Origin of the sequence: Nitrosomonas sp. (assembly GCF_019752095.1) — a bacterium.
Taxonomy (GTDB): Bacteria; Pseudomonadota; Gammaproteobacteria; order Burkholderiales; family Nitrosomonadaceae; genus Nitrosomonas.
This window is the reverse complement of record NZ_JAIEMO010000044.1, coordinates 24,570-37,240: the sequence shown is the minus strand read 5'-3', so window position 1 is coordinate 37,240 and position 12,671 is coordinate 24,570. Positions and strand designations below refer to the sequence as shown.

Here is a 12,671-nt window from a genome sequence, read left to right as displayed (position 1 = left end):
AAATTCCTAACCTGAATCGTTAGAAAATTGTTCCTGAGAGACTTGCCATATCAATTCTCGCTTGATTCCGCATCAATCTTCCCGGTTTGCCGGCAGTTTTTCCTGTTTCAGTATATTTGGACAAAACAACAAGTGATTGACAAAAACCGACATGGTTATACACGGTCAATTGAATCTATTTGTTCTAAAGTGATGCTATTTTGAAATTGACTACTAACCTTTATTACATTCATGATCCTATGTGCAGTTGGTGCTACGCATTCAGCCAAAGCTGGACTGCATTGCAACAGGATTTGCCACCAGACATAGAGATTGTTTATCTCGCGGGCGGGCTCGCACCAGATGCCACCGAGCCGATGCCACTCGCAACGCAAAAAATAGTGCAGCAGGCATGGCAACGCATTGAGCAAACTGTTCCTGGAGTGCGCTTCAATTGGGATTTCTGGTCGCGTAACACACCTATTCGTTCAACCTATCCGGCCTGCCGGTCTGTGCTGGCAGCCAAAAAGCAACGCGCGGATGCTGAAGCGGAAATGATACGTGCTATACAGACTGCATATTATCAACAAGCAAAAAACCCCTCACTGATAGAAACCTTGCAAGCGTGCGCCCGTGAGATTGGATTAGACGCGCAAACCTTTATCGAAGATTTGAAGAGTACAGCGATAGAAAATGAATTGCAGCATCAAATTCAACAGGCAAGAAGCCTGGATGTTTATTCTTACCCCTCCCTGCGGCTGGTACGTAACCATACCGCATTCCCCATTGCTATTGATTATCTGAATCATCGCGTCATGCTGGATGAAATAACAACTATCAGACTCAAATAGTAGTCAAGCTCCCTTGCTTCCTAAGATCATTTCTACAGATTGTTTTTCAATGATAAGCAGTTAGAAATCATTGCGTGTGTGGTTGAGCCTTTTAGTACATTTTCTCCCGCTTTTTGCCTAATTAATGGTTCAAAAATTAAAGTATCAATGTCCTCCTGTCGTAAAGCAAGGGGGAAATTTATCTAAATTATCCATTAACTTAATGATAATAATCTCTATTTTATATAGAGAGCTCTGAAATTTCTTTCAAAAAATATTTTTTATTGTGAAATAAATTAGTTATTAGAACTATTTAATCACTTCCGGGTTTAATTCCCCGCCCTTTGAGGCGAAGGCTGGTTGAAAACCAGCAGATTGAAGAGCGAAGTTAATACTCCGCTGCTTGCGGCGGAGTGCTTTATTGCGATACCTATTTTATTTGCAGCACATATAGTTCATAAGAAACATTTTTAAATTGAGTAAAAATGAAATATGACTCCGTGTTGGATTAATTGGCGTCACATATAAAGAGGCTTTCTGTATGAAAAAAATCATTCTTCTTGTGCTTGTTTTATGTGTCATTTATGCCACTTTATTTTCAGAAAGAGCTAGATTGGACAGGGAAGTTGATCGTTTATGCGTGATCGACAGGGGTATCAGAGTGTATGAAATGATAGAGCTACCGCCGGATAAGTTTGATAGCTGGGGAGAAATTAACTTTTACCGTCCGACTCAGGGTGAGAATACGCTTGGGTCGGAATATCTCTACCAATGGGATATTTACTATTTCAAAAAGGATGATCCCGTTTTACAGGGGGCTCAGGAAGCTTCAATGAGGCAGGATCATATCAAGATTATTAGAAGAACAGATATGAAATTATTGGGGGAATTTGTGAAATATCACAGAGCAGGGGGCGACTTGTCTGGCCTTTGGATGCCTTCTTCATACCATTGTCCTGTCAGTTCAAAAGGAAATGAAGGTATATTTTTTAAGGAAATTTTTATTAAATCCACTGAGGAGAACGTCGAATGAATAATGTCAGTACATATCATTTGCAAGCTGTATTCTCGCAGGCGGCATACGGTACGTTCTCAGGAAGAAGAATACGCACGATCGAATTAACTGAAAATGATGTCAGCATATCTGCGTCTCAAGCTGCCATTTTTACCGAAAATTGGCAAGTTGCAGATCAATATACCGATCCAATCACTGGGGTTTCGGCGACTGTTTTTGAGGCAAAAGAAGGCGGCACTAAATATCTTGCAATACGCGGAACAGAATTTGCGGTAAGTGATTTGTTCATTGATGGAGTATTATCCTCAGCGATACCTCCAATTCTCAATCCTCAATTTATTGCACTCAAATTGCAGATTGATGCTTGGCTGAATGATCGCAGTGCCTTGCAAGGTCGAGCTTTACCGTTGCTGGCCATAGTCTGGGTGGTTATCTGGCCGTTGCCATTAAGCAAAATTATATGCAAGTAACCGAAGCTTATCTTTACAACGCACCGGGCGTAAACGGTTTGCTGGGCAATTTGGCGGATGCGGTGAGTGGCGTTCTTGGTATAAGCAACATAGCAGCTGATAACATTTGGAACCTACGCGGTTCCGAGGGTTTTCCCATCATTGCAGGTCTAGGTTACCAACTTGGTTTGCCTGTCAGTATCCAAACAGAAGCATCGACCAATAATCACAGTATTAGTCTGCTAACCGACGCTCTGCCCGTTTATTCAGTCTATTCTGAACTGGCGCTCAATCTGAATCAAGAGCAACAGAGCAAACTGATCGATGCCTTCGGTTCGACCAAGGATATGGCTGGAGCATCCAACAGCAAAACGCTTGAATCCGAGTTCGATCCTTTCATTTTTGAAGGAAAGTGTAGAAATGGTCACTGAGTGGAGTCAAGCCGCATGAAAAAAATAATTTTTCTTATGCTTCTTTTATCGGTCATTTATGCCACTTTCTTTTCAGAGAAAGCCCGGCTGGACAGGGAAGTTGATCGCTTGTGCGCGATCGACGGGGGTATCAAAGTGTATGAAACGGCAGAACTACCGCCGGATAAGTTTGATAAGAAATATGGCCAGATTAATTTTTATGACCCAACTCAAGGAGTAAATGCACTGGGGCCTGAATATATCTACCAGTGGGATATGCATTATTACAAAAAAGGGCATCCTGTTTCGCAAGGTGCTCACGAAACTGTCATGCGAAGAGATCATTTTAAAATCATTCAGAAATCGGATATGAAATTGCTGGGTGAATTCGTGAAATACCATAGAGCCGGTGGTGATTTTCCGGGGCCGTGGATGCCTTCATCGTATCACTGTCCTGGCACATTAAAAGCTAGTTCGACCATATTACTGCATGAAGTTTTCGTTAAATCTACTGAGGAAGATAACTAATGAATAATATCAATAAATATTTTATTCAGTCTGAGTTGGCGCAAGCGGCATATGGTACGTTTTCAATTGGCTTAATAGATGTTGAGGATCTGACCAGTGGCGATGTTGAAATGCCTTCCTCCCAAGCCGCCGAATTCGTCAGAAATTGGCAAATTGTAGATCAATATACAGATCCAATCACTGGGGTTTCGGCGACTGTTTTTGAGGCAAAAGAAGGTGGCACTAAATATCTTGCAATACGCGGAACAGAATTTGTGGTAAGTGATTTGCTCATTGATGGAGTATTATCTTCAGCAATACCTCCAATTCTCAATCCTCAATTTATTGCACTCAAATTGCAGATAGATGCTTGGCTGAATGACCCCAATGTCCTGCAAGGTCAGAGCTTTACCGTTGCTGGCCATAGTCTGGGTGGTTATCTGGCTGCTGCTGTCAAGCAAAATTATACGCAAGTAACCGAAGCTTATCTCTACAACGCACCAGGCGTGGGCGGTTTGCAGGGTAATTTGGCGGATGCGGTGAGTGGCGTTCTTGGCATAAGCAGCATAGCAGCTGATAACATTTGGAACCTACGCGGTTCCGAGGGTTTTCCCATCATTGCAGGTCTAGGTTACCAACTTGGTTTGCCTGTCAGTATCCAAACAGAAGCATCGACCAATAATCACAGTATTAGTCTGCTAACCGACGCTCTGGCCGTTTATTCAGCCTATTCTCAGCTGGCACCTAGTCTGAATCAGGAACAATTGAGCAAACTGATCGATGCCTTCGGTTCAACTAAGGATATGGCTGGAGCATCCAACAGCAAAACGCTTGAATCCGCACTTGATGCTTTGCGCAGCATTTTACTAAATCCTGCGGATGGCAGCATGGTGCTGGGTGATAATCAGAAGACGGAAACGGGCAATCGCGACAAATTTTATACCAACCTTTATGAATTACAGAACAGCGTTCAATTTAAAGATTCTGTGGGCAAGGCCCAGTTAGCATTGCTGCTCGACCTATCCGCCAGCGATATTATTACCAGGATTGAGAGCGATGGTCAGCAGGGTCTGGCAGCGCGCTTTGCGCTGGTGGCGCTCAATCCTTTCATTATTGAAGATACAAGTATTGATTATGGTGTTTTCAATTCGAATGGGGCGCTTGATCGTTTCAGTCCGGAGAGTGGTTCGGGTGCGCTGACATCATCATATTTGGTAGATCGCATGGCGATGTTGGTACGCAAGAACTGGTTCAATATTGAGGACAAAAACCCGCTGGATTCGACAGTCACGTTCAGTTCAGGCAATCATAGCTATCAAAATATTAATGATTACTATGAAGATGCGGCTACGGGTTACAAGATTTCACAAGGTGAGTTATCAGGCAGTACACCACGTTATTTTTTTGGTGGCGACGATGCGGATAATCCTGCAGCATCGGCCGTTGAAGATCACTTTTATGGCGGCGGTGGTGATGATACGTTGAAAGGTCTTGAAGGCAACGATTATCTGGAAGGTGGCACGGGTTTAGATACTTATATTATCAATCCTGGTGACGGCATTGATACCGTGCTGGATACGGATGGAGCTGGAATTGTTCAATTCGGTTCCGTGATCGCGCAGGGCAGAAGCGGTGTGACCAACAATAAAGATTGGATAAGAATCGGCGACACATGGACAGACCAGAAGAACGACTTGGTTTATTTGCTTGCTGTTCAAGACAACGGCACGTATGACTTGTTGGTAAGTTTTGTTGGCACCAGTGGCAGCGCCAGGGCACGGATAAAAAATTGGAGCGATGGCAAGCTTGGGATAACGCTTGGCGATAATGCAGTTGCCGAAGCACCGGTATTGGATCGTATCATCCTAGGCGATCTGAAACCCGAGAAACCAATTGATTATGACGAGTTTGGTAATGTTGTTGTGGGTGCGGAAGAGCAGGTGGATCGTGAAGATATGCTGTATGGAAGTGCCGAGAATGATCATATTCGAAGTCTCGGCGGTGATGACGAAGTCGATGGGAAGGATGGTAAAGACCGTATCGAGGGCGGAAGTGGAGAAGATATCCTCGCTGGAGGTAAAGATGACGACATCATACTGGGAGGCACTGATAGTGACATTATTAGAGGACAACTGAACAACGATAGGCTTTTTGCGGAGATCGAGTACACCTTGGATGCTGCTTATGCGCTGAGCAAAATCCAGGCTGGAAGCGGGGAAAGGGGCGATCTGCTTGATGGCGGCGTAGGCAATGATACGCTCATTGGTAATGCTGGTAATGACATTCTCATGGGCGGTGCCAGTAAAGATATTTTGATAGGTTTGGGTGGGAACGATACGATTGAGGGCGATAGAAATGTCGAATCAGTAGATCGCGACTGGAAAGTTAATCGTACAACAGACAAAAAAGATGATGTTACCATCTATACCCGGGAATATAACTTCGGCGTGTCACTTGCAGAAGTTGCGATGGTAACTGGTGATGACGATGTCATTTCCAGCGGTGCTGGAAATGATTGGATTTTTGCGGGGGGTGGTAACGATTCCATTGATGCGGGCGCCGATAGTGATCTGATTTTTGGTGATGCAGGTAACGATACCATCCTTGGACAAGATGGAGATGATACTGTTATAGGCGACAATTATCATGCGAATTTAGATCCATCTTTGCATGGTAACGATTATTTAAGTGGCGGTAACGGTAACGATCTGCTGATTGGCGGAGGAGGCTCCGATTATCTGGCAGGTGGCGCAGACAGGGATATACTCGTTGGTGATGACAGTGGAATTACTTTGCTGTATCAGGGCGACGATTTTCTCGATGGAGGCACAGGCGAAGATCAGCTTTTTGGCGGAGGCGGTAACGATACGCTCATTGGCGGCGCAGGGAATGACGAATTATATGGCGGTGCGGGTGATGATATTTATATCGATGTCGAAGCAGGTGATTTTATCAGCGATCTGGTTGGACACAATATTATTTTGCTGGCGGAAACTGGTAGCAGCGGTACGCTGCTAAGTTCGGTGACTAAGCTAAGTAGCGAGTCTCAAGAATTTATGGCCAATTCAGATGCTGCATCTTCGGATAAGCTATCGGATGTAACATGGGTAGGAGATAGCAGCATATTGCGTATTACCTTGGGAAATGGCGGAGTACTTGATCTGCAAGACGCTCTTTACGACATGAACGCGCAATTTCAATTTGATCATGGGAACAGTTCAATTGATTTGGAAGCCTGGGCGAGCGAGAATCTGCGCGAAGCAGTGGTTCTGGATCTGTCATTCTTCGAGGGTAGCTCAATCGTTCAAGCTTATGGCGGTGCAGGCGCTGATTTGATCCAGGGCAACATCAATAACAATATCCTCAAAGGGCATGGCGGCGATGATTATCTTCTCGGTGACGCCGGTGATGATCGGATGATCGGTGGAGCGGGTAATGACACGCTATTCGGACAAACCGGCAATGATACTTTGCAGGGTGGTACCGGTGCTGACCACTATGCGGGTGGCAGTGGAGCTGATATTTATGTGTTCAATCGCGGAGACGGCGCTGATAGTATTGCTTCAGCGAATAGCGAGGAAGCGACGGGTGATGAGGTTCAGTTGGGCGCGGGTATCATTGCCAGTGATCTTCGTTTCTTTAAATTGGCGGATGGTAGTCTGCTTATGCGAATTGAGGGTAGTCAAGACAGTATCCTTTTTCACAACTGGTTTACTCAGGGATCCAATGTAGCGGCATTGCGTTTTAATGACAATTCGCTGATGAGTGCTAACGAAATAAGCGCACTCGCAGCGAACATTTTCGGTGGAACGATGGGCGATGACGTCTTGATCGGTACAGTGGCCGATGATCATATTGAAGGCTATGCAGGTAATGATATTCTGGATGGCAACGCAGGCAATGATCTGTTGGTGGGTGGCGATGGCGATGATACCTATCTATTTGGCTGGACCTCACTAGGCAGCGATACAGTGATGGAATCGCCAACCGGCGCGAGTATTGTCGTATTGACGGAAGGTACATTACTTGCTGATCTGCGCCACGAGCGTGCCGGAAATGATTTGACTTTAGCATTGCGTGGCGGTGGAGCGACATTAACAATCAAAGATTATTACGTATCGCAGCATACCTGGATGATCCATGCAGAAAATAACGTGGCGGTTGGAATCGCTGATTGGCTGACCTGGCCTGAGCCCGCCATCGATATTGCGCAATTACAAACGGATTTTCTGGATGCGGCACATGCTCAGTGGGCGAATGATCTGCTCAGTAATACAAGTGATGCGCATTACGGATTGTATACGCGGGTGGATGAAACGACCTATCGCGCTAATTTGGTATCCGCGCATGAAGCGATTATCGTCGTACAACGTTTTGCATTGCTCGAGAATTCTGCTGACACGTCTCAAATTTGGCGTCAATCTTATGACAGTGATTCTTCCTTTTCCACTGTCGATGTCTTTGATATTTCGCCTACTACGCCTCGGACAGCCCCTCTATCAGGGGCGCAGCAATTTATTCCCTTTTCTGAATGGTACGAATTTTATAGACAAGGGGTTCCGGTCGGTGTGACAAACATCAACAACATGATTCCTGTATCCGAAAATGGTGTGATTATCGGTTTCATAACGAATAGCGAGATTTCAGCATCACCCGATGCGATTCAACGTTATTGGCAAACCACAGAGACCATCAATACGCAAATTGAGCATATTCAAGGCGGCGACAGCGATAATACAATTGAGGGTTACAGAAGCAGTCGGTTCTCGGACGAGATATCGATAATCGATGGTGGTGGCGGGAATGATATTCTCTATGCGCCTGGTATTCCTTGGCTCAGCAACGAGGTGGCGTATTTTACCGATACTGAGTCACGTATCGGTGGATTTTCCTATGGGAACATAGGAAATGATACGCTGTATGGCGGTTACTACAAAGATACGTTGGTCGGTGGTGACGGAATTGATTTTCTGGATGGCAAGTTTAGTCAAGATACGTATGTCATGCTCATTGGTGAATCAGGGGTAGATACGATTTGGGACACAGGAACGCAACTAGCGCATTGGTGGGCTTATTCCAACAATACCATTTACGCTGGACTGGCTCAGAAATTGAAGCCGATAGCACAGGATATGCTCCGTCTGGTAGGAATTAACCAGGAAGATATCGCCTTTACATGGGGGCAGCGTGTCGTCGAGGGGGTGCGAGGGCGAATTGAGCTTGAAGATGTACTATACACCCAGACCATGCATGCTACGTTGACTGTAACGTGGATGGGTGGTGGCGTCGAAATCGTGCTGCCAAATTCAACCGATCTGCCGGGTATGGGATTGGAGCGTATTCAGTTTGATGATAGAACGGTATTAACAATAGCTGAACTGATCGCGGTTGCTGGCCCTGTACCTACCCTTAATGCACAGGAAATGGACAATAACATTATTGGCAGAAATGAAGATGATGTGATCTGGGGTGAGAGTGGGAACGATACGCTTGATGGTGGCGATGGTGATGATTTTCTAAATGGCGGGACAGGAAACGATACTATGATGGGTGGTGCCGGCAATGACACCTACTTATTTGGCAAGGGTTTCGGTCAGGATACGATCAATAGTTATGACGCAACTGCCGGAAAGGTTGATGGGGTGCAATTTGATTATGGCGTGATTCCTGATGAAGTGCGCGTCAGCCGTTTCGGAGATAACCTAGTGCTAACCATTGTTGGCACCGGAGATGCACTCATTATCCAGAATTACCTGGAAAATAATGGCGCGACCCCTTTTTCAGTCGAAGAGATCAGGTTTAATGAGGATGGTAGCGTTTGGGATTTGGCAAAAGTGAAAGCCAAATTGGCAAATAATCAGGCACCCAATTTGCAGGCTTCACTCTCAGATCAAGCGATTGCCGCAGGCGAGAACTTCAGCTACGTAATGAATCCCAATGCATTTATCGATCCAGATGGCGATGCGCTTACTTACAGTGCGATGTTGCCAGATGGAAATCCTTTGCCGTTGTGGCTCAATTTTGATGCGGGAACAGGTGAGTTCAGTGGCACACCTAATACTTCAGGTAAATTCAGCGTGATTGTGACAGCAAAAGACACCGGTAATCTGACAGTTTCTGATAGTTTCGATATCAATGTCAGTAACCCGAATATGGCGGTGAATGGCACATCGGGCGCAGATACGCTCAATGGAGGCAATGGCGATGACACGCTTAATGGCTTGGCAGGTAACGATGTGTTAAATGGAAATGCAGGGAATGATTGGCTCGATGGCGGGAGTGGAATCGATACGATGGCCGGGGGTGCAGGTGACGATACTTACTTGGTGAAAAGTTTTGGAGATATTGTCGTTGAAACCGCTAATAACGGCAGCGATACAGTAGTGTCATCAATTTCGTATACGCTCGGTGCTAACTTGGAGAATCTAACCTTGTCGGGTGCTGCAGCGATTTTTGGTGTTGGTAATTCGGCAGCCAATCAAATAATGGGGAGTGCGATGTCCAATATTATATGGGGTCGAGCTGGGGACGATATTTTATCGGGGAATGGCGGTGCGGATACTTTGTTGGGCGATACCGGCGACGATTCATTGGATGGCGGGGTTGGTAAAGACCTGTTGATTGGCGGGGCAGGCAATGATACTTATTTTTTCGGACGCGGATATGGAAAGGATATCGTCATCGAGAATGATTCCATCGCTGGTACATTGGATAGGGTTAAATTTATGGTAGATATCAATCCAGAGCAGCTTTGGTTTCAGCATGTTGGCAATAATCTTGAAGTCAGTATCATCGGTACCCAGGATAAACTGGTAATCAAGGATTGGTACCAGAGTTCGGATACTCATGTCGAGCAGTTTGAAACTGCTGGAGGTTTGAGATTGTCGCATAGCCAAATTGAAAATCTGGTAATTGCAATGGCGAGTCATGAACCACCAGGACTCGGTCAAACAACACTTCCATCTGCTTACGAAATCAGCCTTGATCCGCTGATTTCTGCTTTGTGGCTATAGGCTTTTCTATTTTCTTGATAGCCTTGATTGAATCTTTGCGGGTTTAATTTCTGCTACTTCTAATGCGGGACACCTGCCGCATAGAATCTTAATATTGGCTACTGGCCATTCCTGGTTCATTTCTCCGATTTGTGAACGGATAATTTTAAGCAATAAGAAATTTATTGCGCGTGTGACTACAATCCAGGTTAATTTCGCTATAATCATCAAGCTATAAAGTGAAAGGGCATGAGCGTTGAGATCAACTCTGAATGTTCAACCTGGATAGGGCGTGCAAAATTGATGTGTCAAGTTTTTATAAATATCTGTAAATAATTTTTTATTCTATTTTGGTATACATTTATTCTAAAGGGAGCGGTATATGAGTATGGAAAGTGAAGTTAGAATGAGATTTGGAGGTTTTTGGAACTCCCTCATTTTGCTGTTTGTAATTATTGTTTGTCTTCGTTTTTCAAGCCTGGAGTTTGCTGATGAGACTTTAATTAAAAGAATTTTTTGTGCACTGCATTTGTTTTTAGGGTGTATCGCTGCGGGTGTTTTGCTGGGCATACTCAAAATATTTTTGGCATTTTCTAATCACACCTATACACGTGCGCCTGCATCGGCGAATTTTGCAAAAGGTCTTAAATATGGGATAGTTGCTGGCGGTTTATTGATACTTATTGTCGGTATATTGCAACTACCGAATTTTCTGGGCGTGTTTCAGCCCATGATTGATGGATTGCTGGCAAAGTTAACGGCTATATTTGCATAACAGCTATTTCTGAATAATCCAAGTGCTTGATAGCAAGTCGCAATGCCTTGTTACATCATAATCCCACCGGCCGGAAATGTTAAAATAACCATTTATTTCTGGTCGAAGTGGTAATCAAATGCTTGTAGTCTATTGAAAGCCCTCTGAGTTATTGTTTTGTTCTGGTATTAGAATTTTAGTTTAGCGTTGCACGGTTCAGTGCGGAAAATTCATTGATTTAATTCCTCCGGTATTTATCCCCCTAAAGATGTTCTTGTTGGCATGGAAGTTTGACAGCTCAAGTCAGTTTGAAATCAATCCATAATAATAGGTATTCATTCGATTGTTTATTGACTTCGGACGCCGTATTCGGTGACGTGATCGATTCACTCTAAAAATTTCACATGCGACAAAATGCCGCATTGTTAATCAAGCATCGGTAATTGATAATACAAAAAGTAAAGTGGGCGGTGTCCTGAAAAAAAGATACATATTTCAGGTGAGTCCTTTGCTTATTCCCAGCTGATATTTTTTACTTCTTAGCATTAATTCGAATAGATAGTCTGTTAAAGGAAACATGAAATGCAAACGACATCAAGATTGCTCATTCAACATCTTCTGGCAGTCATTTTATTGATCGCTGGTTTTTTTCAGCAAGCCATCGCGCACACAGTGATAGAGCCACCTAAAATTGCTGAAGGAAAACCGTCTAATAATCATATTGTGATTACACATGGATGCGGCGAGAGCCCTGTAATTGGTCATAGTATTGTCTTTCCAGATGGCGCGGACTCGACGATTACTGTCGACGGAAATCCGCATAATGGTTTAATTGATGAATTCCTTTTAAACTGGGGTGGAGCGATTCAATTCATACAAGATCGCTCCTTATTCAGCGAGCAGGATCGGAAAACAGATGCAAATGGAAATACTACCGGATTATGGTTTGGTGGTGGACGAACCTTGGCGCCTTATGCATGGGGCCGCATACCGTTTGTTTCCAGTGCGATACTGTTTAACGACGCATCATGTGCCAAGTCGGTAATAATTAACATTGCGGCAGCTGATATTTGCAGAATAACCGGCATCGGTAACATGAATAATGGCGATGCAGTCAATTTTTGGACTCCGGCAGTTGGCTCAAAGTATGATGGATTGCCAGGAGGTCATGCTTATGATCTTCCAGTGACGTTCACCGTAAATCGTAATCTGAAAACAAATCCATTACCGGAATCTTGTGGTGGCACAGGTCAGCAAGTATCAGTAAGCCCATCTGCCGAACAAGTGGATCGCGATATGCCGATTATTTTTAACGGAGCTCAAGTGTGGCCAAGGCCTTAGTCTAGCCGTGTGGCCGGGCGCCACAGTGATGTGGTGCAACACACAACGATAAAAGTTGACCTACAACCGGCCCCAATTTACCTTGTATGGATAGCTCATTCCAAATGAGATGGGCGCCTGCGGTGGAATGATCTATCTTGCCTCTTAAACCCTGCGCATCGACATAATCGTCTTCATCTTTGTTAATCAAGCCAATATCCGATTGGATATAAGTTTGGAATTGGGCGCTGTATTTACCTAAATCGTTTAATAACCCACCCAATCAATTCACCCTGCTCATCCAAGTTTATCTTGGCGGCAAATCCTCTGGCTTTTTCAGCCACGCTCATTAAATGTTGCTCTAGCGTATGATTTTTATGTGCTATGTAAGCCATCTCACTTCCACCATGACCTG

10 protein-coding genes are annotated in these 12,671 nt (G+C 44.5%); 8 read left to right on the top strand and 2 right to left on the bottom strand.

Features of this window, described 5'->3' with window-relative positions:
- The first annotated feature begins 206 nt into the window (after window positions 1-206).
- The 8 genes from K2Q13_RS12530 to K2Q13_RS12495 all read left to right on the top strand — a co-directional run bounded on the left by K2Q13_RS12530 (window position 207) and on the right by K2Q13_RS12495 (window position 12,277).
- Complete coding sequence (locus K2Q13_RS12530) at window positions 207-830, top strand: DsbA family protein (RefSeq protein ID WP_292921499.1); 624 nt, start codon at window positions 207-209, stop codon at window positions 828-830.
- Between the two features lie 520 nt (window positions 831-1,350).
- Window positions 1,351-1,842 carry a hypothetical protein gene (locus K2Q13_RS12525; RefSeq protein ID WP_292921498.1) on the top strand — a complete coding sequence of 164 codons (492 nt, stop codon included), beginning with the start codon at window positions 1,351-1,353 and terminating at the stop codon, window positions 1,840-1,842.
- A complete protein-coding gene (locus tag K2Q13_RS12520; protein WP_292921496.1) occupies window positions 1,839-2,294 on the top strand; it encodes a hypothetical protein in 456 nt (151 codons plus the stop codon). The genes K2Q13_RS12525 and K2Q13_RS12520 overlap by 4 nt, the downstream gene beginning before the upstream one ends.
- Window positions 2,285-2,704: a hypothetical protein gene (locus K2Q13_RS12515; protein WP_292921494.1), complete on the top strand. Its 420-nt coding sequence runs from the start codon at window positions 2,285-2,287 to the stop codon at window positions 2,702-2,704. The genes K2Q13_RS12520 and K2Q13_RS12515 overlap by 10 nt, the downstream gene beginning before the upstream one ends.
- 15 nt (window positions 2,705-2,719) lie before the next feature.
- Complete coding sequence (locus K2Q13_RS12510) at window positions 2,720-3,211, top strand: hypothetical protein (protein WP_292921492.1); 492 nt, start codon at window positions 2,720-2,722, stop codon at window positions 3,209-3,211.
- Window positions 3,211-10,203: a calcium-binding protein gene (locus K2Q13_RS12505; protein ID WP_292921491.1), complete on the top strand. Its 6,993-nt coding sequence runs from the start codon at window positions 3,211-3,213 to the stop codon at window positions 10,201-10,203. Before K2Q13_RS12510 ends, K2Q13_RS12505 begins: the two co-directional genes overlap by 1 nt.
- A gap of 367 nt (window positions 10,204-10,570) precedes the next feature.
- Complete coding sequence (locus K2Q13_RS12500) at window positions 10,571-10,957, top strand: hypothetical protein (protein WP_292921489.1); 387 nt, start codon at window positions 10,571-10,573, stop codon at window positions 10,955-10,957.
- Between the two features lie 561 nt (window positions 10,958-11,518).
- Entirely contained in the window at window positions 11,519-12,277 is a 759-nt protein-coding gene (locus K2Q13_RS12495) for a hypothetical protein (RefSeq protein ID WP_292921488.1), read from the top strand.
- 1 nt (window position 12,278) lies between these two features.
- Here K2Q13_RS12495 and K2Q13_RS12490 read toward each other — a convergent pair whose 3' ends face one another.
- Window positions 12,279-12,467, bottom strand: a complete 189-nt coding sequence (locus K2Q13_RS12490) for a hypothetical protein (protein WP_292921487.1) — start codon at window positions 12,465-12,467, stop codon at window positions 12,279-12,281.
- A 43-nt stretch (window positions 12,468-12,510) separates the two neighbouring features.
- Window positions 12,511-12,651, bottom strand: coding sequence for a hypothetical protein (locus K2Q13_RS12485; protein WP_292921486.1), 141 nt, complete (start codon window positions 12,649-12,651; stop codon window positions 12,511-12,513).
- Between the last annotated feature and the right edge of the window lie 20 nt (window positions 12,652-12,671).